This is a genomic window from Providencia vermicola (genome assembly GCF_020381325.1).
In the GTDB taxonomy this organism is placed as follows: Bacteria; Pseudomonadota; Gammaproteobacteria; order Enterobacterales; family Enterobacteriaceae; genus Providencia; species Providencia vermicola.
Genome location: NZ_JAGSPI010000008.1, coordinates 269,018 through 292,026, shown reverse-complemented (window position 1 = coordinate 292,026; position 23,009 = coordinate 269,018). Strand labels below are relative to the sequence as shown.

Genomic DNA, 23,009 nt, shown 5'->3' with positions numbered 1-23,009 from the left:
AACATATTTTTAATAGACGGTTGCTATGATTGTTTTCTCTTCACTCCAAATTCGTCGAGGCGTTCGTGTTCTTTTGGACAATGCCACGGCAACGATTAACCCTGGCCAAAAAGTTGGTTTAGTGGGTAAAAATGGCTGCGGTAAATCGACGCTGCTTGCACTATTAAAAGGCGAATTACAAGCTGAAGCAGGCTCTGCAACGTTTCCAAGCAACTGGTCTATGGCATGGGTCAACCAAGAAACCCCTGCATTAGATGTGCCCGCGCTCGAATATGTCATTGACGGTGACCGTGAGTTTCGCGCCCTTGAACAAAAACTTGCCCAAGCCAATGAAAAAAATGATGGTAATGCCATTGCTGTCGTCCATGGGCAGTTGGATGCTATCGATGCGTGGACCATCCGTTCGCGTGCATCAAGTTTGCTTCATGGTTTAGGTTTCAGCCAAGCGCAATTAGACTCTCCAGTAAAATCTTTTTCAGGTGGATGGCGGATGCGTTTGAACCTCGCGCAAGCGCTACTTTGCCGCTCTGATTTGTTGCTACTTGATGAACCAACTAACCACCTTGATTTAGATGCGGTGATTTGGCTAGAAAAATGGCTCAAAAGCTACCAAGGCACACTGATCCTGATTTCCCATGATAGGGATTTCCTCGACCCAATTATTGATAAAGTGTTGCATATCGAACAAGAAACTCTCTTCGAATACACCGGTAACTACTCTTCATTTGAACGCCAGCGCGCAACAAAACTGGCTCAACAACAAGCGCTGTATGAAAGCCAACAGGCTAAGGCCGCACACCTACAAAGCTATATCGACCGCTTTAGAGTGCAAGCAACCAAAGCAAAGCAAGCACAAAGCCGTATTAAGATGTTGGAAAGAATGGAAATGGTCGCACCTGCTCATGTGGATAACCCCTTCCATTTTTCATTCCGTAAACCTGAAAGTTTACCAAATCCACTATTAAAGATGGAAAAAGTCAGCGCGGGTTACGGTGAAAAAGTCATTTTGCAGTCGATTAAGCTGAATTTAGTGCCAGGTTCACGCATTGGGTTACTGGGGCGTAACGGTGCGGGTAAATCCACGTTAATTAAGATGCTAGCAGGTGATTTACCCCCATTACAGGGTGAAATTTCCCTCGCCAAAGGCATCAAACTGGGATATTTCGCCCAGCACCAGTTGGAATACCTGCACCCTGAAGAATCTCCATTACAACACCTCGCACGCCTTGCTCCAGAGCAAACAGAGCAACAGCTGCGCGACTATTTAGGTGGCTTTGGTTTTAAAGGCGACCAAGTGACAGACCCTAGCGGCCGTTTCTCAGGTGGGGAAAAAGCACGTTTGGTACTGGCACTCATCGTCTGGCAACGCCCGAATCTGTTGTTACTCGATGAGCCAACCAACCACTTGGATTTAGACATGCGCCAAGCCCTTACCGAAGCCCTGATGGCATTCGAAGGTGCATTAGTCGTCGTTTCCCATGATAGGCACTTACTGCGTACCACTACTGATGAGCTGTATTTAGTTCACGGCGGTGCGGTAGAGCAATTTGATGGTGATTTAGAAGATTACCAACAATGGCTTGCCGAGCAAAACAAACTCGAATTGCAGCAAGTGCGTGACCAGCAAGAGAAAGACAAACCCGCCGCTGCGGCAACAGTCACCGCGCAAGATAGGAAAGATCAAAAACGTCGCGAAGCGGAGTTCCGCCAGCTAACTCAACCAATCCGTAAAAAAATCACGGAGTTGGAAAAGCAGATGGAGAAATACTCCACATCCCTGAGCGAACTAGAAGCGAAGCTTTCTGACGCTGCAATTTATGAGCAAGATAAAAAAGCAGAGCTGACCGAATGTTTGAAAAAACAAACGGAGCAAAAATCCGCCCTTGAAGACGTTGAAATGGAGTGGATGGAGCTGCAAGAACAGTTAGAAACCATGACTGGTGAGTTTGACGCTATCTAGTCATTCATCAAATAAATAACCCTATAATCTAGCGCTTGAAACTTTATCATAAGACAGGCGCTATTTTTTATCCTTTAGAATATTGCATTCATAATCCCTACCGATATCCCTTTATCTACCCCCACTAAAATGCACTCACGCACAGTGCTGTTGTGCATTTGTGTTTAGTATGCTATCGTGATTATACCGTCATTTATACTATTCACATTTTCAAGGAGGAAAAATGAATCAAAATAATGATGACTGTAGATTGTAATTTAGAGACAACTATTTAGCGTTATTTTATAAATATGGCACGGCTTACAAAGCCATTCCTGCAGATATCAGTTCAACACTTGCCCGAAAACTAGACATGTTAAATGCGGCTATGATTTTAAATGACATAAGAAGCCCGCCGGGGAACAGGTTAAAGAAACTGAATCCACCATTAGCCCACTGTTATTCCATAAGAGTAAATAGCCAATACCGTTTAATTTTTGTCTGGGAAAATGGAATTAAAAATTTATACCTAGATCCACATAAAGATGTCTAAACCTTAGAAAGTTAACAGTAGTTTTCTAAGTTTAAGATATTAAAAATAGAAAGGAGAAATACATGCAAGCGACGAGAAAGCCAGCCAGTGTCGGCGATGTGTTGCTTTATGAATACCTAGAGCCAACAGGGCTAAAGATCAATGAGTTATCCGAGTTATTAGGCGTCCATAGAAACACGATTAGTGCCCTCGTTAATAATAACCGTAAATTATCAATCGATTTGGCATTCAAACTGGCAAAAGCGTTTAACACCAGTAAAGATTATTGGTTAAATCTTCAACAGGCTGTTGATATTTGGGAAATTAATAATGACCCTCGCTTGCAAGATGAAATTAATAATGTGATGTATTATAAAGATTTTATTAATAAAAAACAGAAAGTGACCGCCTAATAGATTGAGTCCCCCCGACTGACTCGGGGGAACCCAATCTTTATGCATTTTAATTTTTCACACACATCACATAATACTGCCCGTCGATAATTTCAGTTCCTTCGGTTTCATGTTCAAAGCCGGGGAACTCACTATCCCACGCTTGTAGGCTGTGTAAGTAACCGATATGTGGGCTGTTTTTATCCCCAAAACTTTCCCCTGATAGCAACATTGGGATACCTGGTGGATACGGAATAATCGAATTGGCAGCGATACGCCCTGCGAGTTTATCGAGCGGAACCGCTTCCACGCGGTTAGCGACAATTTCTTGGTACGCATCTCGTGGGCTCATCACCACTTCAGGCAATTGTTCATACGCTTGGTTCAGCTGCCCTGCTGGGTTATTTTTTTGCAAGTAAACGAACATTTTATCGCCTAAGTCACGTAACCCCATGTGTCCGTATATTTCAGGAGCACTTTCCACCACTTCAGGTAACACCTTTTTCAAACTGGTGTTATTGTCATAGTGGCGTTTAAAGGAGAGTAGCGCATTCACCAAAGTCCCCCACTTCCCTTTAGTGATACCCATGGAAAACAAGAACATAATTTGGAAATCCGTTGTCCGTGTTGGCACAATCCCATAATGGTTCAACCATGCAGTCACCAGTGCTGCGGGTACGCCAGTGTCTTGCAGTTTGCCATCGTCACCCATTCCTGGTGACAAAATACTGACTTTAATAGGGTCTAGCATCGCCCAGTTTTCAGGAATATCTTTAAAACCGTGCCATTTATCCTCAGGGTTCATTACCCAGCAGCTCTGCTCTTTCATCAGCAACTCAACAGGGGCATCTTCAAAAGCATAGCGTTTCCCTGTCGCAGGGTCTTTCACCATTTCCTGATTCCATGGCTTAAAAAACCATTCGTCATCATTGAGAAACTCTTTATACAAATAACCCAATGATTGACGGAAATCGATAGATTCACGAATAACTTCGTCGGTGAGTGAACGCCCACTATTACCATCCATCATATCCGCCGCGATATCGTTTGAGGCACAAATGGCATACAGCGGCGAGGTAGTGGCATGCATATGGTAGGCCTGATTAAAGCGATTGAAATCAATCGAGTTACGACCATTTCGTATGTGAATAAATGATGCTTGGGATAACGCATTCAACAACTTATGTGTAGAGTGAGTAGCAAAAATCGTCGGCTCATCGCCATTTCTGGGCTCATCCCGCATAGCAAAGTGGTTATGATAAATCGGATTAAAGCGTGCATACCCATACCATGCTTCATCGAAATGGATTCTATCCAATGATTTATCTAGTAAATCTTGAACTTTGCGTGCATGGTAGCAGACACCATCGTAGGTACAGTTAGTGACAACACTATAGGCAGGGCGTTTACCGATTTTGTCTAATGTTAATGGATTTTTAGCGATCTTTTCAGCAATGGCTTCGGGTGTCATCTCTTTCGGATAGATTGGACCGATAATACCATAGCGGTTACGGCTAGGTGTCATATACACAGGCTTCGCCCCAGTCAGGATCAACCCCTGCTCGATCGATTTATGGCAATTTCGGTCGATGACGACGACATCGTCATCAGTCATGCAAGCTTGCATAATCGTTCGATTGGAACCCGACGTCCCGACAACCACCGAATAAGATTGGTCAGCACCAAAGATACGCGCGGCATTTTTTTCACATTCACCAAATGCTCCTGTATGGTCTAGTAATGAGCCCACTGCGACTCGCTCAATCCCAATATCTGTGCGAAATAAATTCTCACCAAAAAAATCGTGATAAATACGCCCTGCAGGTGTTTTGGTAAAACCAACCCCACCTTGGTGCCCTGGTGCCGCCCACGAATATTCATGTATGTCACTGTATTTAATTAAACTTTTCATTAATGGCGGCAGCAATTGCGCACGATAGCGAATAATCGCTGCAAGGACACGCCCTGCAATAAAGTCGGCTGAATCTTCTAAAATCCAAGCAAATTCATCAACTTGCTCCATCATTTTTCGGTCAAAAGCGGTTAGCGCTTCTTCACGATCACTCAGTAAAAAAACAGGGACATCTTCTTGTCGACGGTGAAGCTGAGTAATTAATTGATGAGCTTGGGTTTGCTCTTGCTTATCTGACATATCGCGGCCGTATAGCAAGCAATCGATGCTCGTATTTGAACGGATATAAGCCATCCCATCTTCAAAATCCCGAATAACCACAGTTTCAACGTGCTCATCGTTCAACTCACTTGCTAGCCTTGCAACCGCGTGACTAATAACGGAATCTTCGTCAGTTAACTCAGTATAAACAATGAGTGCTCTCATCAATAATTCCCCTTTGAATATTTCAAATTTAAATGCTTATGACTTTAGTCTTAACGCAAATAGGTATGTATTGCAAAGTTATCGATAAGTTATAAGACAAAATACTATTCATCCAAATTATTGATTGCTATTCTCGCATTCATGACTAAGGACTTGGCTTTGGCTTCACGCTTTTGTAGCAACGCCATAAAAATGAGGTCTGTTATAGTGTTTTGTGCTGTTCGAGATGAAATAGATGAACTACGCCACTCATCTTCTTCCGCAATACTTTCAAGAACGTAATCAGAGAGTTGCGCCAGTGGTGAATGTCGATCACGCGTTATCGCGATAACCGATGCTCCTTGCTTACGAGCGATATTCGCTGCACTCAGCATGTCTTTTCTCTTACCCGTAAACGAAATAACAATCTGTACATCATTGGAATTTAAAGTTAATGCCGCTGCAATTTGCACATGATGGTCAAATTCGACCAATGTAGTAATCCCAATTTTTTGCAGCTTATAACTTAAATCCTTTGCCGCGAGCCCTGAGCCGCCAATGCCGACTATCTGCACCCGCTGAGATTTATCGATTAACGCCACAACCTTTTCAAACTGCTTGAAATCAATATGCTTTGTTGTCTCTGTTATCGAATGGTTTTTCTCCATCGCAAGCTTTTGCGCCACCACCATCAGATTATCATTCGGTGCAATTCGATTATGCAATGCAGTATGAGCCGTCCCTTCATTAAGTTTCTGACGCCCAATGATTTCACTCAGAGCCAATTTCAGCGCAGGGTACCCCTTAACGCCTACTTTTTGGCTAAACTTCACAATAGCAGACTGGCTGACATTTAGCTTCTCAGCCAGTTGAGATGAAGACAAACTCAATATATTTTCTGGATTTTCTAGGATAAATTGCGCAATTTTCCGCTGATTTTCCGCTAATCGCGGTAGTGAATACGTGATGACATCCAATAATGTCATAGTGAGCCCCCAAAAGGTGTAAATTCAAGTCATCAAAAAAATAATAATAAATTATTCCAAAAAAACTTAATCGATACGTTAAAAATAATCGAATAAATTCAATGAAAAGCTACTCTTTAATTTGAAATAAATGACAAAATATTCCTTTATATTCGCAAGTTAGAATAGATAACACCGTGATTTCAATCACACCAAAGGAATAAATAATTCCATAATATTGGTACAATATCTGATTTAGGAGCTATTTTCATGACTATCGACTTAAGCAAAATGGTAACGGAAAGCCGCAATGCCGCAAGCACACATATCGACCAACTTCCTACCTTGCAAATGCTGCAAGTGATTAACAACGAAGACAAACAAGTCCCTTTAGCGGTCGAAAAAGTCTTGCCCGAAATTGCACAGTTAGTTGATAAAGTCGCAGACGCATTTCTAAACGGTGGTCGGTTGATTTACTCGGGTGCAGGGACGTCAGGGCGTTTAGGCATACTTGATGCCAGTGAGTGCCCACCAACTTATGGGACTCCTCATGAGCAAGTCATCGGCCTCATTGCAGGCGGTCACCAAGCCATTTTTCGTGCCGTCGAAAACGCAGAAGATAAACCTGAGTTAGGTGAACAAGACCTGAAAAATATCCAATTTAATGAAAAAGATGTGCTCGTTGGTATCGCAGCAAGTGGGCGTACTCCGTATGTGTTAGGCGCTTTAGCTTATGCAGACTCTGTCGGCGCCACGACAGCTGCCATTAGCTGTAATCCAAATAGCCCCATCGCCAATGCGGCAGATATCGCAATTACCCCTGTTGTTGGCCCAGAAGTGGTCACAGGTTCTTCACGAATGAAAGCGGGAACGGCCCAAAAATTAGTGCTGAATATGATCACCACGGGCGCGATGATCCGTATCGGTAAGGTATTTGGCAACTTGATGGTGGATGTTGAAGCCACAAATGCCAAGTTAATTGAAAGACAAACTAAAATTGTTATGGAGGCAACTGACTGTGACCGAACCACAGCTGAAAACGCACTTCAACAATGTGACAGGCACTGTAAGACGGCTATTTTGATGGTGTTATCAGGCTTGAATGCCGATGAGGCTCGCCAGCTGCTCACCAACAATAACGGTTTTATTCGTACGGCACTCAATATGGCATCTTCCGCCTAACATGCGGATTTTAATGAGAAAAATAGTATGGCTAAAATAACAATAGAAATGATGCAGCAGATCCTGCAACAGGTTGGGGGTCATCGCAATATAAAATTAGCGGGTAACTGCATGACTCGCTTACGACTGACACTCAACAATGACCAACTCGTCGATAAAGCCGCACTGAAACAAATCCCGGGCGTGCTTGGTGTTATCGAAAGCGACGAGCAGCTACAAATTGTCCTAGGCCCAGGTAAAGCCCAAACCGCCGCGGACTTAATGAATAAAATGCTAGAGGATGCAGAAGATGAGCACGATGAATCACCTCATCAAACTCAAGACCTGAACGAAATTGCCTCTGCCAATAAGCAGCAGTTAAAAAAGAAACAAACTAGCGCGGTACATCGCTTTCTATCAAAGTTTGCCACCATTTTTACCCCATTAATTCCAGGGTTTATTGGGGCGGGTCTGTTGATGGGGATCGCATCATTACTTGGGTTATTAGTCACCAATGAAAACCTGTTCCCACCAGACTCCCAGCAGTTGGCTTGGTTAAAAAGTGCCATTGCCTACCTCGCCATATTTGGTAAGGGGTTATTTACCTTTATGGGGTTATTAATTGGCTACAACGCCCAAAAAGCTTTTGGGGGGAGTGGCGTTAACGGTGCAATTATTGCCGCCTTATTTATTTTAGGCTACGACCCAGAAGCAACAAAAGGCTTCTATTCGGGGATGTCTAACTTCTTTGGTTGGCACATTGACCCTCGTGGCAACATTATTGGGATTTTAATTGCTTGTATCTTTGGTGCATGGGTTGAAAAACAAGTCCGCAAAATTATTCCATCCAGCCTTGATATTATTCTGACCTCAACCATTACTCTGTTAATTGTCGGCGCAGCAACCTTTATCTTTATCATGCCAATTGGTGTTTGGCTGTTCGACGGAATGTCTTGGTTATTTATGCACTTAAATGGTAACCCGATTGGTACCGCGGTCTTAGCTGGGTTGTTCTTAATTGCGGTCATGTTTGGGGTTCACCAAGGGTTTATCCCTGTTTATGTTGCCTTAGTGGACGCACAAGGGTTTAACTCGCTATTCCCAATACTGGCAATGGCGGGTGCAGGCCAAGTCGGCGCGGCGCTTGCCTTATACGTGAAAGCCAAAAAAGGCTCTGTAACCCGCGGGCAAATTGGTGGTGCTCTGTTCCCTGGGTTCTTAGGGATTGGCGAGCCGTTGATTTACGGTGTCACACTCCCTCGCGTCAAACCGTTTGTGACAGCATGTTTAGGTGGTGCAGCAGGGGGGTTCTTTATCGGTGCGGTAGCATGGATGGGTTTGCCCGTCGGTTTAAATACGGTGTTTGGCCCATCTGGGTTAATCGCGATCCCCTTAATGACCTCAGGGCAAGGCGTTCTCGCAGGAATGGCCGTGTACGCGGGCGGCATACTGGTTTCGTATGTCTGCGGTTTCCTCTTTACTTACCTATTTGGCAGTAAAGGCGTCGATTTAAGTTAATCTCGCTCTAATAAAAAAGCAGCCTGATGGCTGCTTTTTCGTATTGACAATATAAGTTATAACTTATAAATTTAACAATGGATTATCACTTATGCAAGGATGCATCGTGTGGACAGTAATACTAACCTCTCATTTTGAAAATTGGCTAAATCAGCAAAACGTACCGGTTCAAGAGAAGGTCTTAGCCGCTCTTGGAAACCTAGAAGCCTATGGCCCTAAACTGCCTCGCCCCTATGCTGATACCATTAAAGGCTCTAAATATAGCAATATGAAAGAGTTAAGAATTCAACATTCAGGAAAGGCTCTACGCGCATTTTTTGCCTTTGATTTCAAACGTCAAGCTATTGTGTTATGTGCGGGAGATAAAAGTAATAACAAACGTTTTTATCAAACAATGATTCAAATTGCTGATAATGAATTTATGGCATACCTTGCACTCATGGAGAAAAAAAATGAAAACACTGCGTGACGCAATTGCTGAACGTTCCCCTCAAAGCCAATCTAGAATCAAAGCGTTAACTGAAGAAATGGTACTCGAAACAGGTCTCCAGTTATTACGAGAAGAACTGAATATTTCCCAAAAAATGCTAGCTGAAAACTTAGGTATTTCTCAACCTGCGATTACACAAATTGAACGACGGGGAAATGACCTAAAGCTTGCCACGTTAAAACGCTACGTCGAAGCGATGGGTGGAAAACTTAGCCTAACCATCGAATTACCAACGGGTCACGACCGTACTTTTCATATATAGATATGCCAAGAAGCTAATTATATTTAGCTTCTTGGCTATAGGCATTACTCCAACCAAATCAATGGCACGCACAGTGCGGTCAGTAATCCCATCGTCCAGTTAAAGATAAACCATGCACGGCGGCTACGAAGAAACAGGCTAATTAACGAGCCAAACCCCATCCAAATAAGCCCTGCCGCCAAATTCACAACCACAAAAGCGATACTCATCATAACAATTGACTGAGTGAATAACTCGCCAGGTAGACTAAACCCACCAACGGCACCTAAACCCATCATCCATGCTTTTGGGTTTAAAAATTGCAATAAACCACCTTGATACCAAGTGACGCTTTTTGCCACTTCGCTATTTGCTTTAAGTGGTGCATAATTTGCTGTGGCGGTTTTCCATGCAAGCCACAATAAGTAAATACTGCCCGCAATTTTTAACACGATATGGATAGCAGGATATAGCAGTAAAAGCGCAGCAATCCCAAATGCAGAGAGGTAAAGTATAGACTGCATACCTAGCATGATCCCGAGGCATAATGTGATAGTACGACGAAAACCATAGTTTGCAGCGCTTGAGGTCAACAACATGTTGTTAGGGCCAGGTGTGACTGCGGCAATGAATAGAAATGTAAAAAGTGAAAAAATCAGCCCCAGTGTCATTTATACTTTAATCCTCAAACTCAAATTTGTTTACTTGCATCACAAAAAAATAACAGTATGTTATGTGACTCACAAGAGTCCCCATTAAATAAAATAAGGCTATGTCAGAAAACTTTCGTCCGATAAGTTGGGCTAAGAATCCACACCTCCAAACTTTGTTGCCAAGAATTTTTCGCAGGACACCGAAAATTAAACCTCTTTGGCAGAGACTTGAATTGCCTGATGGCGATTTTATCGATCTTGCTTGGAGCGAAAAACCTGAGCTCGCTGCACATAAGCCGCGTTTAGTTATTTTTCATGGGTTAGAAGGTAATTTTAAAAGCCCTTATGCCCACGGCATGTTAGAAAGCGCACAAAACCAAGGTTGGTTAGGTGTCATCATGCATTTTCGGGGTTGCAGCGGCGAACCGAATCGCCAGCAGCGTATCTATCATTCAGGTGAAACCAGTGATGCACGTTATTTTTTGCGTTGGCTAAAGCACACCTTTGGTGATGTACCAACAGCTGCGGTCGGTTATTCCCTTGGTGGCAATATGTTAGCGTGTTATTTAGCCGAAAGTGGTCAAAATGCAGATGTGGATGCAGGTGTCGTGGTCTCCGCACCGCTCATGTTGGAAGCTTGTTCATTGCGGATGGAAAAAGGGATTTCCCAATTTTATCAACGCTATTTACTCAATGGCTTAAAACGCAATGCGACTCGCAAACTCGTTCGCTATCCAGGTTCATTGCCGTTAAATTTATTACAGCTAAAGCAACTTAAACGGATCCGTGAATTTGATGATGTGATCACTGCTCGTATTCATGGCTTTGATGATGCGACGGATTACTATCAAAAATGTAGCGCACTCCCTAAGCTTGCCTATATCACCAAACCAACGTTAATTATTCATGCCAAAGATGATCCGTTTATGGCGCCAGAAGTGGTTCCTGATCTATCGCATTTACCTAAAAATGTGGAGTATCAGATGACGGAACACGGTGGTCATGTGGGCTTTGTGAGTGGCACATTAAGAAAGCCCAAAATGTGGTTAGAAACCCGAATTCCACAATGGCTAATCCCTTATTTAAATAAGGAAAAAAAATGATTATTCCTTGGCGAGAACTTACGCCTGAAACACTGGGAAATCTGATTGAAAGCTATGTGTTACGCGAGGGCACTGACTATGGCGCCCAAGAAAAAAGCCTGCAAGATAAAGTGAACGATGTGAAACGACAGTTAGTTTCTGGCGAAATTGTGCTAGTCTGGTCAGAATTGCATGAATCCGTTAATTTCATGCCTAAAGCCCGCTAACCCGCTTCGTTCGCTGTTTCTGAAATAGTGGCCATAAGCGCAACACAGGGAGTCCGCTATGTCCAAAAAACACCCGATTATTGCCATCACTGGTTCAAGCGGTGCTGGCACAACATCAACTAGTCAAGCATTTCGTAAAATATTCCACCAATTAAATATTCAATCTGCCACACTAGAGGGGGACAGCTTCCACCGTTATACGCGCCCTGAAATGGATATGGCGATTCGCAAAGCCAGAGAACAAGGCCGCCATATTAGTTATTTTGGCCCAGAAGCCAATGACTTTGCGCTCCTTGAGCAAACACTGGTGGATTACGCCAAAACGGGCTGTGGGAAATCGCGTAAATATCTACATACCTACGACGAAGCCGTACCTTATGGCTTACAACCAGGTACGTTTACGCCTTGGGAATCATTACCTGAAAAAACGGATGTGCTGTTTTATGAAGGCTTACACGGTGGGATAGTGACACCTGAGCACAATGTCGCGCAACATGTTGATTTACTAGTAGGTGTTGTGCCTATTGTGAACTTAGAGTGGATACAAAAACTTATCCGTGATACCACTGAACGTGGGCATTCTAGAGAAGCGGTCATGGATTCGGTTGTGCGTTCAATGGGGGATTATATTAACTATATCACGCCACAATTCTCCCGTACCCATATTAACTTCCAGCGCGTACCTACTGTAGATACCTCAAACCCATTTTCAGCGAAAGCCATTCCTTCACAAGATGAAAGTTTTATTGTTATTCGCTTTCGTGGACTTGAACAGATTGATTTTCCCTATCTACTATCAATGATATCTGGCTCGTTTATCTCTGCGATGAATACGATTGTCGTGCCAGGAGGGAAATTAGGCTTAGCAATGGAATTAATTATGATGCCAATAGTCGAAAAGCTAATTACTCAGAAACATAACTAAATTGTTTTTTTGATTATTAAATAAGATGCTTACCATTAATTAGAATAAGCATCTTATTTTTAAAATATATCAATAACTATTAAATTTATTTTTAATTTTTGATTTCAAAGCTATGCGTCACTTCAACGGTCTTTTCTAACATCAACGCGACTGAACAATATTTTTCAGCAGAAAGCTGAACTGCACGTTCAACCGCTTTATCCGTTAATTCATTCCCTGTTACAATAAAATGCAAATGGATTTTAACGAAATAACGAGGCGCTTCTTCACGGCGCTGAGAGGTTAATTTCACTTCACAGTCGGTAATATCATTACGGCCTTTTTGTAAGATGGATACCACATCAATTGCACTGCAACCACCTGCTGCCATTAACACCATTTCCATTGGGCTTGGTGCTTTATCGCCTGCATTGCCATCCATCATCACTTGGTGGCCTGACGCTGACTCACCTAAAAAAGAGAGCCCTTCCACCCATTTAACTCTTGCTTCCATTTTATTCCCCTTGAAATGAAATCGATTTAAAGGCTACATTGTTCCATAGATATAAAGAATGTTATATCAGCTTTATTCTGCTGAAGCGATACAGGGAAGACTTTCTGCATCGGATATGCTACAAACAATACTTAGTTGATAGGATTAAGATCAAAACTCAACGTTTTATTTGATTATATTATAGTGTTGATATCAATTTGTTTACCCTAACCATGAAAAGCGATTGATGCAATGTTGCTCTTTCTGTTATTTAGGGTATATAAGACAAATTAATATGCTAAGCTAGTGACTTTAAAGCCAGCCTTTCTGGTACGCTTTTTCCGGATGGCTGCAATAACATACAGAGGATAACGCTAATGGTTCTCGGCAAGCCACAAACAGACCCTACTCTTGAATGGTTTTTGTCACACTGCCATATTCATAAGTATCCATCCAAGAGCACACTGATCCATCAGGGTGAGAAAGCAGAAACCCTTTACTACATAGTTAAAGGTTCAGTGGCTGTTTTAATCAAAGATGAAGAAGGCAAAGAAATGATCCTCTCCTACCTGAATCAGGGGGATTTCATTGGTGAGCTTGGATTATTTGAAGAAGGTCAAGAACGTACTGCGTGGGTTAGAGCAAAAATCGCCTGCGAAGTTGCTGAAATTTCTTACAAAAAATTCCGTCAATTGATTCAGGTTAATCCTGATATCTTAATGCGCCTTTCCGCGCAAATGGCAAGCCGCCTGCAAACAACGTCAGAAAAAGTGGGCAACCTCGCCTTCTTAGACGTAACAGGCCGTATTGCACAAACGCTACTGAATCTAGCCAAACAACCTGATGCCATGACACATCCAGATGGGATGCAAATCAAAATCACCCGTCAGGAGATTGGCCAAATCGTTGGTTGTTCCCGTGAAACTGTCGGCCGTATTTTGAAAATGCTGGAAGATCAAAACTTAATCTCCGCGCATGGTAAAACCATTGTTGTTTACGGCACTCGATAACTAACCTTTCGCCTCACTCCCTTGGTGGGGCGCACACTTTCGAATAGCGTTGTATCATGGATATAACGCTATTTTCCCAAAAGACGATTGTTTTATATATCATTTTTTAATGAGTATCGTTTCTTTATATTTTCCTGACTAATAATCAAACTAAGATAATGGGAGTTAACCATTGTTCGGAGATTATTCGTTATGAAGTTAGAGAATAAAGTAAATAGTCAAACCAGTATAATTAGTAACATTAACAATAAAAAAAAAGCATCCTCCCCCTCTGTCATTGATAATCTAAATATTATTAAGGCATTAAACCTTGGGAATTATAAGAAAATAAACTTCGCTACTCAGAGCTGTGAGTTTCAAAAAAGATCACAACCCGAGCTAAGTCGACTACCCTATTCACCACCAGTTGAAAAACTCTTGTTGCCTTATACTTATTATGAAGATGATTTAGTTTCCCCATCAGATATCTTTAAAAACAACATCACCATCGAAAATAATTCACCAACAAAAATCAAACTGGAAAATATGCCCATGAAAACCAAAAACTCTAATACCAAATTAATTAATATAGACCAAAAAAAATTTTTAATTAATGATTTTGGTATCAACAAAATAAAACAATTCTTTTATAATTCGATTGAAAAAGTACAATCAACAGGTAAGATTCAAGCTTTAGTAGTTAAAAATAAACTGCATCCTAGAAAGGAAGATTTATACAGCGTTAAGTTTTATAATAAAAATAAAATGACTGAAATACAAAAGACTAGCAAGCAAAATACAGAGTCTGTAAACGAAGAAAAAAACCCTCCGATATCATTTTCAGGTAAGGATAAAAAACAATTTGATCAAGCTAAGAACCTAAAAGATAGAATTTACGAACTCGAAGAAAAGATATCATCCCATAAAAATTTTAACCAGTTAGATGACAAATTCAAATATACAAAATCTGTCCAAAGTTTAATTAACGAATGTATTCTCTCTTCATCTAATGAAAGAGATAGTAAATTTAGTGCTACTATAGAGACTATGAATGGAGTCATTAATAAATTAAATGATGAACTCAGTTCTCTTCAAAAAAATGAAGAGAAAATAATAAATTTTGCATCTGGAAAAAACATGTTCAATAGTAATGAGAGCCTAAACTCTAATTCCTCAGGTTATTTTTCAGAAACAACTAATGAATCAAGTTATAGCTCAGATGAGGCTGAAAATCAGAATATCAAGAATAATAATATTACTAATCTAAAAAATAATGAGTTAGAAAACAAAAAATCAAAAAAGGCAGAGGTTCACCATAAAAAAACACATATTACAGTGAAGCCGAAAAAAATAACATATCAGTTTAATGGGAAAATATATATCAATAGAGCAACAATGTTACGAGACATGCATATTAGCAAGGAATATAACTTCCAATTAAATGAAAATTCAAAACAAAAAATATTAAATGATAAAAGACCAGACACTAAAAATTTAGATGCTAAACTAAAAGGTGCAGAGAAAACCCTTAATGATTTAGGCCACCTTCAAGTAGAAATAAAAAAAGAAGAAATGCGTTTTACTCAATTAAAAAATCAGCTAAAAGATTTAGAGCATAGCGAAAAGGCTTAATTAAGGTGAAGGTGCAGAGGATCATTTCTGCACCTTTGATATCGCAATTAACCCAGCAACTTCCCAATCGCCGTCTCTAATTTTGCCATACCACTGTTAATTTCTTCTTCAGAAATAATCAGTGAAGGCGTAAAACGCAGTACATTAGTGCCTGCATTTAACATCATTAAGCCTTCAACTGCACTGGCTTGCAAAATATCTTTCGAACGGTTTAATAATTTGCCATCTAACTCCGCGCCGATTAATAACCCCATTCCTCTGATTTCAGAAAAAATGTTATATTTATCATTCAGCTTATTTAAATGAGCAATGAATAGCTCGCGACGTTTTTCGACACCTTTTAAAACTTCTTCGGTATTAATAATATCAAATGCTGCATTCCCCACCGCACAAGCTAATGGGTTACCACCGTAAGTTGTACCATGAGAACCAACTTCCATGGTTTTTGCGATTTCTTCAGTAGTAATCATCGCACTAATTGGAAAACCGCCACCCAATGCTTTGGCTGTGGTTAAAATATCTGGCGTCACATCATAGTGCATATAAGAAAATAATTTTCCTGTACGGCCCATGCCACTTTGCACTTCATCGAAAATCAATAAGGCATTATTTTCATCACACAGCTTACGAACACCTTGCAGAAATTCTGAAGTCGCTGCAGTGACGCCTCCTTCCCCTTGCACAGGCTCTAACACTACCGCACAGGTATTCTCATCGATCACTGCTTTAACCGCGTCAAGGTCGTTAAAAGGCACATGGATAATGTCCGCAGGCTTTGGCCCAAAGCCATCTGCGTATTTAGCTTGCCCACCGACCGAAACAGTAAATAGTGTGCGGCCATGGAACCCCTGCTTGAATGCAATGATTTTGGTTTTATAAGGACTGTATTTTGTGATGGCATAACGACGCGCTAGCTTAAAAGCCGCTTCATTGGCTTCTGAACCTGAGTTCACAAAAAATGCGCGATCGGCAAATGTCGCTTGAGTGATCTTTTGCGCGAGTTTAAGGGCTTGTTCATTAGTAAAAATATTACTGACATGCCAGAGTTTTTCACTTTGCTCGCGGACTGCTGCGACTAAACTTGGATGGCAATGCCCTAACGCTAAAACGGCAATTCCGCCTGCAAAATCAATGTATTCTTTGCCCTGCTGATCCCAAACTCGGCTGCCTTCGCCTTTTACTGGAATAAACTCAGCGGGCGAAAATATAGGCAACATGACTTGGTCAAAAGTCTGCCGATTTACTGATTGTTGTTCTGTCATACCCCTCACCTGCTCTAACTGGATGCTTAAGTGAAAATATAAGCATCAAATATGAATAAAAAACCACAAAAGAGCAATAGGCAAGGGGGAAATATGCATAATTAATTTATTATTAGTAATATTGCCAGACTAATACTTTAAAAAATTATTCAATAACTCATGACCTTGTTCACTCAAAATGCTTTCAGGGTGAAACTGAACGCCTTCGATTGGCAAGGTTTTGTGCCGTATTCCCATGATTTCATCTACATCACCGTTATTCAGTGACCATGCTGATACATCAAAAGAAACAGGAAGTGTCTCTGCTGCAATAACGAGAGAATGATAACGAGTGACCGTCAATGGGCGGTTCAAACCTTTAAACACACCTTGATGGTTATGATGAATTGCGGATGTTTTTCCGTGCATCACTTCACGGGCCTTGACGACTGATGCGCCAAAAGCTTGCCCTATGGCTTGGTGGCCAAGGCAAATCCCCAAAATAGGCAATTTCCCCGCAAAATACTTTATCGCCTCAAGGGAGATCCCAGCTTCATCTGGTGTACATGGCCCAGGTGAAATCACCAGATGCGTAGGCGAAAGCTGTTCAATTTCTTCGATGGTAATTTCGTCATTACGTTTTACAACAACCTCAACACCTAACTCACAAAAGTACTGGTAAAGGTTGTAAGTAAATGAATCGTAATTATCAATAAGTAGAAGCATAGTAGCCTATCCGACTGATTTTTATCATTATATATTATATCCCATGCATATTTTTCGGATATTGGCAATCAGACCGATGATTAAAACACCACGAAAAATAACAAAGGGCGGCTATCATAGCACAGCCTAGGCAGGAAAATAGCCTATTTAAGTCAAGGAATGCTTTTTATCCATAAAAATTTCCATATAAAAATCATGGGATTATATTTACACTCCCATAACAATTTCATGATGAGATTAAGAATTACTTTAAATACAAGGAAGTAAAAGTACTTTATAAAACGATGAAATTCAGACAAACTTTTCGAGTGTTTAATAGACAAAAATTAAATTAGAGCTAAAAATAGAGCTAATAAGGAATGGGATTCGCTCAATTCAGCAATAAAAGAAAAATTTAAAAAGATTTTAAAAAAGAGAATGGAGTCTTATGAATCACTAACGTTGCCAAAGAATCGGCTTTCACTACAGCATAATTGCTATAAAATTAAGCTCAAAAATAACGCGTATCGTCTTGCTTATACAGTGAAAAGTGAGGATTACGGTAATATTAATGTCACCGTAACCGTTATTGCGGTAGATAGGCGTGATGAAATCTATAGCGAACTTAAAAAACGACTTATTGACTAGCAAAATGGGTAAACGCATTCGCTTACCCACTAAACAGCATTAAGGCTTTTTAATCACTTCAGCTGAAATGATTGTAATTGGCTCTACGGGAACATTTTGGTATGGACCAACATTCTCAGTTTTCACTTTAGAGATTTTATCTGCAACATCCATGCCTTTAACCACTTTACCAAACACGGCGTAACCAAAGTCACGTTGGCCGTGGTCTAAAAATGCATTATCCGCAACATTAATAAAGAACTGGCTGGTTGCGCTGTCTTTATTTGCTGTACGGGCCATTGAAATGGTACCACGTAAGTTACGTAAGCCATTATCCGCTTCATTTTTGATAGGCGCACGAGTTTGTTTTTGCTGTAAATCTTTATCGAAACCGCCACCTTGGATCATAAAACCAGGAATAACACGGTGGAAGGTTGTTCCATTATAATAACCTTCATTAACATATTGAACGAAATTTTCTGTCGTCACTGGTGCTTTCTTACTGTTCAATTCTAGTTCAATATTACCCGCAGATGTGACTAATTTGATGTAAGTCTCACCTGCAGATAATGCAAAAGAGGAGGCGCTCATTGCGCAGACGGCCAAAAGTGGCACAAAAATTCGTTTTAACATGTAAGATCCCTTTCGTTATGACATATTACAACTACAATTAGGCAATTCTAGAGCGAAGCCTTCAAGATTGCTAAAGATTTACCTATATTTACGCCAAAAGCTTGAAAATCACTAATTGCGTTAGATTGTAGACCAATTTCGATAAAAAACGTCGAGAATTGTGATTATTTCTCCATTGCCTACTTTTTCTACTCTGAACTGGTCATTCATTATAGGATTACCCAAGCGCTGGCAATATTTCGAGTTGTCGGAAGAGGCTAAGCAAAGCTATAATCCCCCCGCCTTTTGAGGCTAACTCAGGGAGAACGACAAATGGCAATTAAGAATCATAACTATCAGATGGCAAAATTTGTCATCAGTGCACCCGATATTCGTCATCTACCCAAAGATACGGGTATTGAAGTGGCTTTTGCTGGCCGCTCAAATGCAGGTAAATCCAGTGCATTAAATGCATTAACACAGCAAAAAAGCTTAGCACGCACCAGTAAAACACCTGGAAGAACTCAGCTCATCAACCTATTTGAAGTTGAAGAAGGTGTACGCCTTGTTGACCTTCCAGGCTATGGTTATGCCGAAGTTCCCGAAGAAATGAAACGCAAATGGCAACAAGCACTTGGCGAATATCTGCAAAAGAGAGAGTGCATTAAAGGCCTCGTTGTTTTAATGGATATCCGTCATCCGCTAAAAGATCTCGATATGCAGATGATTGAATGGTCTGTCGCTATGAATGTGCCAGTCTTAGTCTTGCTGACAAAAGCTGATAAGCTGGCATCAGGCGCAAGAAAGAAACAGCTTACAGAAGTGCGTGAAGCGCTGGCACCATTAGAAGGGGATATTGAGGTTGAATATTTCTCTGCACTGAAAAAGATTGGTGTTGATAAACTGCGAATTAAGCTAGATAGCTGGTATAACACGCCAGCATAACCGACCCAAACAAGTGAGTCACTGATGGCTCACTGACCTGCCTCAAATCTAATCACCTGAATTTTAGATAAAAAAATGCTCCAGTCAAAAACTTTGACTGGAGCAGCTAATATTCAGCTAAATCCGATTACGTGAAGTAAAAGGTCTGAAAGATAGAACATCTTACCTCTGTACCCTACGCCTATTAATGTACTTTATTTTCCGCTCGAAAAAAAGTCTTTTTGTAGTTTTTTTTCAAAGCTTATTACGATTCAGCTACCCATATATTCAATTCAAGATAAAAAATCGTATTTTTATTACATATTTATGAGAGCTACATCGCATAAAAATGTCATTTATTTTTAATTTTTCAAGTTAAAATTCAGTGAATTATCGAGTAATTATGTTCAATTTACAGTCAATAATACCAAACGCATAATTACCCAAAACGTATTCATAAAAAAAGCGCCTAATAAAATTTCATTAGGCGCTTCTCAACTTTAAGCTAATCAAAAACTAGTGGGCTTCATCCCAGTTATTCCCGATACCAACTTCCACTTTGAGCGGTACATCAAGCTTCAAGCTTTGTTCCATCAGGGCTTGTACCTGAGCTTGAACGCGTTCTAGCTCAGACTCTTTGACCTCAAAGACCAACTCATCGTGCACTTGCATTAACATATCTGCTTGTGGTTTTTCCGTTTGTAACCAGTTATCGACAGCAATCATCGCTTTTTTGATGATATCAGCGGCAGTGCCTTGCATTGGAGCATTGATCGCTTCACGCTCTGCGGCCTTACGGCGCATACCGTTGCTGGATTTTATATCTGCTAAATATAATCGACGCCCTTCTAAGGTTTCAACATAACCCTGTTCAGATGCCTGTAAACGCGTATTTTCCATATAGCGTAGAACACCTGGATAACGTTCGAAATATAAATCCATATAACGCTGAGCTTCACCCCGCGGGATGCCTAACTGACGCGCTAAACCAAAAGCGCTCATACCGTAAATCAAGCCAAAGTTAATGGCTTTTGCACTACGACGTTGATCGCTAGTCACTTCATCAAGAGGAACACCAAACACCTCTGCGGCGGTTGCTTTATGGATATCTTTCCCTTCTGCGAACGCGGTAAGTAAGCCTTTATCCTGAGATAAATGCGCCATAATACGTAATTCAATTTGTGAATAGTCAGCCGCCATGACTTTATAACCATCACGCGCCACAAACGCTTGGCGAATTCGCCGCCCTTCTTCTGTTCTTACAGGAATATTTTGTAAGTTAGGATCTCGTGAAGATAAACGCCCTGTTGCCGTAACGGCTTGATGATAAGAAGTATGAACGCGGCCAGTACGCGGGTTAATCATGAGTGGCAGTTTATCCGTGTAGGTCGACTTCAGTTTGGCTAAGCTTCTGTGCTCTAAGAGCAATTTAGGCAATGCATGGTTAAGCGCTAGTTCTTCCAATACCTCTTCATTCGTTGATGCTGCACCACTTGGCGTTTTCTTAATCACGGGTAATTGCAGTTTTTCAAATAAAATAGTCTGCAACTGTTTTGGTGATGCAAGATTGAATTCTTCACCCGCCAGCTCAAATGCTTCTTTTTCCAATTCAGCTAAACGCGCCGTGATCACTTTGGATTGTGCTGCCAGTGTCGCTGCATTAATTAATACCCCTTTGCGCTCCATGCGAACTAACACAGGCACCAGTGGCATTTCGATATTTTCAAAAATGTGCTTCAGTTTTGGTTCCGCTTCTACTTGCGGATAAAGTGCTTGATGCAGCAACAAGGTGACATCAGCGTCTTCAGCTGCATAATTCGCGGCTTCTTCTAGCGCAATCTGATTAAACGTCAGCTGCTTTTTACCTTTACCTGCAATCTCTTCGAAACTGACCGTTTTATGGTTAAGGTGGCGTTCTGCAAGGCTGTCCATATCATGACGCCCCATGCCTGCCACACTATTTAACACATAGGACTCCAGCATGGTGTCATAACCAATACCTTTGAGTTCAATGTCATAGTTTTCTAAAACTTCCGCGTCATATTTCAGGTTTTGACCAATTTTGAGAATTTTTTCGCTCTCAAGAATCGGTTTCATCGCTTGAAGGACTTCATCAAGTGGTAACTGAGCGGGTGCATCAAGGTAATCGTGGCCTAAAGGTAAATAGGCCGCATGACCCGCTTCAATAGCAAATGACATGCCGACCAAACGCGCTTCTTGCGTATCTAAGCTGTCAGTTTCGGTATCAAAAGCAAATAAAGAGGCTGCGCTCAGCTTTTCAACCCAGCGGTCTAAATCTGCTTTTTCTAAAATAGTTTGGTAGTTTTCAGCGCTGAGTGTTGGTGTCGCAGGCGCTGTGGCTTTCACTGTTGCCGTTGCGGGTGTTGGAGCGGCTTTAGTGCTGGAACCTTTGCCATCCATCCAAGAGCCATTTTCAACATCCGCTAACCAGCGTTTAAATTCATAGCGGCTAAATAACTGATGAAGCTTATCTGCATCAATCTCAGCTACTTGTAATTCCTCACATTTTTTATCTAACTCAACATCGGTTTTGATCGTCGCAAGTTGGTAAGATAAAAACGCAAGTTCACGATTTTCCGCCATTTTAGGGGCTAAGGTTTTTGAGCCTCTAAAACCTAATGGGGCGATAGCATCAAGGTCGTTGTAAATGGCTTCTAAACTACCAATACCTTGTAACAGCGCTAATGCCGTTTTTTCACCGACACCGGGTACACCCGGAATGTTATCTGATGAGTCACCCATCAATGCAAGGAAATCAATAATAAGTTCAGGAGGTACACCGTACTTATCCTTGACTTCATCGGGGCCTAAAATAGTGTTGTTCATGGTATTAATAAGAGTGATATTTGGCTCAACTAATTGCGCCATATCTTTATCGCCCGTGCTGATCAAAACAGGCATACCTTTACGACTCGCCTCACGGGCTAACGTCCCGATAACATCATCAGCCTCTACCCCTGAAACAACCAGCAACGGTAACCCCATCGCCTCAACCATTTCATGTAATGGCGCTATTTGTGCCCGCAAGTCATCAGGCATCGGTGGACGGTGAGATTTATAACTTTCAAATAATTCATCACGAAACGTTTTTCCCTTCGCATCGAAGACAACCGCGACATGGCTAGGCTTATATTGCAGCATTAAACTGCGCAACATATTGAGCACGCCATACATGGCACCTGTAGGCTCACCTGCGCTGTTTGTCAGCGGAGGGAATGCATGATAAGCACGGTATAGGTAGGAAGAACCATCAACCAAAATAAGGGGGTTTTCTGCAATCTGAGCCATAGTCTGTCATCATCTTGTTAATCGGGAATGAAGAGTTATAGGATGCCATAATGTGG

General features: G+C 41.3%; 21 protein-coding genes and 1 pseudogene. 13 read left to right on the top strand and 9 right to left on the bottom strand.

What is annotated here, in order from left to right; translation table 11 throughout:
- The first annotated feature begins 25 nt into the window (after window positions 1-25).
- The 3 genes and pseudogenes from KDJ85_RS13900 to KDJ85_RS13890 all read left to right on the top strand — a co-directional run bounded on the left by KDJ85_RS13900 (window position 26) and on the right by KDJ85_RS13890 (window position 2,884).
- The gene (locus KDJ85_RS13900; protein ID WP_225820180.1) at window positions 26-1,960 is read left to right on the top strand and encodes an ABC transporter ATP-binding protein; all 1,935 of its coding nucleotides are present in this window, start codon (window positions 26-28) and stop codon (window positions 1,958-1,960) included.
- Between the two features lie 223 nt (window positions 1,961-2,183).
- Window positions 2,184-2,492: pseudogene (locus KDJ85_RS13895) on the top strand (type II toxin-antitoxin system RelE/ParE family toxin).
- A gap of 62 nt (window positions 2,493-2,554) precedes the next feature.
- The gene (locus KDJ85_RS13890; protein ID WP_225820179.1) at window positions 2,555-2,884 is read left to right on the top strand and encodes a HigA family addiction module antitoxin; all 330 of its coding nucleotides are present in this window, start codon (window positions 2,555-2,557) and stop codon (window positions 2,882-2,884) included.
- Between the two features lie 49 nt (window positions 2,885-2,933).
- On the opposite strand, the gene adiA is transcribed toward KDJ85_RS13890, so the two are convergent.
- Both adiA and KDJ85_RS13880 read right to left on the bottom strand, forming a co-directional pair.
- Window positions 2,934-5,201: an arginine decarboxylase gene (gene adiA, locus KDJ85_RS13885; RefSeq protein ID WP_225820178.1), complete on the bottom strand. Its 2,268-nt coding sequence runs from the start codon at window positions 5,199-5,201 to the stop codon at window positions 2,934-2,936.
- A gap of 104 nt (window positions 5,202-5,305) precedes the next feature.
- Window positions 5,306-6,166, bottom strand: a complete 861-nt coding sequence (locus KDJ85_RS13880; protein WP_225820177.1) for a MurR/RpiR family transcriptional regulator — start codon at window positions 6,164-6,166, stop codon at window positions 5,306-5,308.
- A gap of 249 nt (window positions 6,167-6,415) precedes the next feature.
- On the opposite strand from KDJ85_RS13880, the gene murQ reads away from it, so the two are divergent.
- From murQ to KDJ85_RS13860, 4 genes are all read left to right on the top strand, one after another.
- Window positions 6,416-7,327 carry an N-acetylmuramic acid 6-phosphate etherase gene (gene murQ, locus KDJ85_RS13875; protein WP_225820176.1) on the top strand — a complete coding sequence of 304 codons (912 nt, stop codon included), beginning with the start codon at window positions 6,416-6,418 and terminating at the stop codon, window positions 7,325-7,327.
- 27 nt (window positions 7,328-7,354) lie between these two features.
- Window positions 7,355-8,824 carry a PTS N-acetylmuramic acid transporter subunit IIBC gene (murP, locus tag KDJ85_RS13870; RefSeq protein WP_225820175.1) on the top strand — a complete coding sequence of 490 codons (1,470 nt, stop codon included), beginning with the start codon at window positions 7,355-7,357 and terminating at the stop codon, window positions 8,822-8,824.
- Window positions 8,825-8,915: 91 nt separating this feature from the next.
- Window positions 8,916-9,293 (top strand): type II toxin-antitoxin system RelE/ParE family toxin, encoded by a 378-nt coding sequence (locus KDJ85_RS13865; protein ID WP_225820174.1) that lies wholly within the window; start codon window positions 8,916-8,918, stop codon window positions 9,291-9,293.
- Entirely contained in the window at window positions 9,277-9,576 is a 300-nt protein-coding gene (locus KDJ85_RS13860) for a helix-turn-helix domain-containing protein (RefSeq protein WP_225820173.1), read from the top strand. Before KDJ85_RS13865 ends, KDJ85_RS13860 begins: the two co-directional genes overlap by 17 nt.
- Before the next feature lie 44 nt (window positions 9,577-9,620).
- On the opposite strand, the gene KDJ85_RS13855 is transcribed toward KDJ85_RS13860, so the two are convergent.
- Window positions 9,621-10,226 (bottom strand): LysE family translocator, encoded by a 606-nt coding sequence (locus KDJ85_RS13855; RefSeq protein WP_225820172.1) that lies wholly within the window; start codon window positions 10,224-10,226, stop codon window positions 9,621-9,623.
- A gap of 101 nt (window positions 10,227-10,327) precedes the next feature.
- On the opposite strand from KDJ85_RS13855, the gene KDJ85_RS13850 reads away from it, so the two are divergent.
- From KDJ85_RS13850 to KDJ85_RS13840, 3 genes are read left to right on the top strand one after another with little or no spacing between them, the layout of a single operon-like run.
- The gene (locus tag KDJ85_RS13850) at window positions 10,328-11,311 is read left to right on the top strand and encodes a hydrolase (RefSeq protein WP_225820171.1); all 984 of its coding nucleotides are present in this window, start codon (window positions 10,328-10,330) and stop codon (window positions 11,309-11,311) included.
- Entirely contained in the window at window positions 11,308-11,517 is a 210-nt protein-coding gene (locus tag KDJ85_RS13845) for a YheU family protein (protein ID WP_225820170.1), read from the top strand. Before KDJ85_RS13850 ends, KDJ85_RS13845 begins: the two co-directional genes overlap by 4 nt.
- A gap of 58 nt (window positions 11,518-11,575) precedes the next feature.
- Window positions 11,576-12,442, top strand: a complete 867-nt coding sequence (locus tag KDJ85_RS13840; RefSeq protein WP_225820169.1) for a phosphoribulokinase — start codon at window positions 11,576-11,578, stop codon at window positions 12,440-12,442.
- 91 nt (window positions 12,443-12,533) lie between these two features.
- Here the strand turns inward: KDJ85_RS13840 and KDJ85_RS13835 are convergent, their stop codons facing one another.
- Window positions 12,534-12,935: an OsmC family protein gene (locus KDJ85_RS13835; protein WP_206084820.1), complete on the bottom strand. Its 402-nt coding sequence runs from the start codon at window positions 12,933-12,935 to the stop codon at window positions 12,534-12,536.
- A gap of 356 nt (window positions 12,936-13,291) precedes the next feature.
- Between KDJ85_RS13835 and crp the strand changes: the two genes are divergently transcribed.
- Window positions 13,292-13,924 (top strand): cAMP-activated global transcriptional regulator CRP, encoded by a 633-nt coding sequence (gene crp, locus KDJ85_RS13830; RefSeq protein WP_004262556.1) that lies wholly within the window; start codon window positions 13,292-13,294, stop codon window positions 13,922-13,924.
- 192 nt (window positions 13,925-14,116) lie between these two features.
- Window positions 14,117-15,535: a hypothetical protein gene (locus KDJ85_RS13825; protein WP_225820167.1), complete on the top strand. Its 1,419-nt coding sequence runs from the start codon at window positions 14,117-14,119 to the stop codon at window positions 15,533-15,535.
- 47 nt (window positions 15,536-15,582) lie between these two features.
- On the opposite strand, the gene KDJ85_RS13820 is transcribed toward KDJ85_RS13825, so the two are convergent.
- The 3 genes from KDJ85_RS13820 to ppiA all read right to left on the bottom strand — a co-directional run bounded on the left by KDJ85_RS13820 (window position 15,583) and on the right by ppiA (window position 18,741).
- The gene (locus KDJ85_RS13820; protein ID WP_225820166.1) at window positions 15,583-16,797 is read right to left on the bottom strand and encodes an aspartate aminotransferase family protein; all 1,215 of its coding nucleotides are present in this window, start codon (window positions 16,795-16,797) and stop codon (window positions 15,583-15,585) included.
- 129 nt (window positions 16,798-16,926) lie between these two features.
- The gene (locus tag KDJ85_RS13815; protein WP_225820165.1) at window positions 16,927-17,502 is read right to left on the bottom strand and encodes an aminodeoxychorismate synthase component II; all 576 of its coding nucleotides are present in this window, start codon (window positions 17,500-17,502) and stop codon (window positions 16,927-16,929) included.
- A gap of 666 nt (window positions 17,503-18,168) precedes the next feature.
- Window positions 18,169-18,741 carry a peptidylprolyl isomerase A gene (gene ppiA, locus KDJ85_RS13805; protein ID WP_206084824.1) on the bottom strand — a complete coding sequence of 191 codons (573 nt, stop codon included), beginning with the start codon at window positions 18,739-18,741 and terminating at the stop codon, window positions 18,169-18,171.
- Window positions 18,742-19,053: 312 nt separating this feature from the next.
- On the opposite strand from ppiA, the gene yihA reads away from it, so the two are divergent.
- Window positions 19,054-19,665, top strand: a complete 612-nt coding sequence (gene yihA, locus KDJ85_RS13800; protein ID WP_206084825.1) for a ribosome biogenesis GTP-binding protein YihA/YsxC — start codon at window positions 19,054-19,056, stop codon at window positions 19,663-19,665.
- Between the two features lie 113 nt (window positions 19,666-19,778).
- On the opposite strand, the gene spfP is transcribed toward yihA, so the two are convergent.
- Window positions 19,779-19,826 carry a small protein SpfP gene (gene spfP, locus KDJ85_RS19290; protein ID WP_438361642.1) on the bottom strand — a complete coding sequence of 16 codons (48 nt, stop codon included), beginning with the start codon at window positions 19,824-19,826 and terminating at the stop codon, window positions 19,779-19,781.
- Between the two features lie 334 nt (window positions 19,827-20,160).
- Window positions 20,161-22,953: a DNA polymerase I gene (polA, locus tag KDJ85_RS13795; protein ID WP_225820164.1), complete on the bottom strand. Its 2,793-nt coding sequence runs from the start codon at window positions 22,951-22,953 to the stop codon at window positions 20,161-20,163.
- Between the last annotated feature and the right edge of the window lie 56 nt (window positions 22,954-23,009).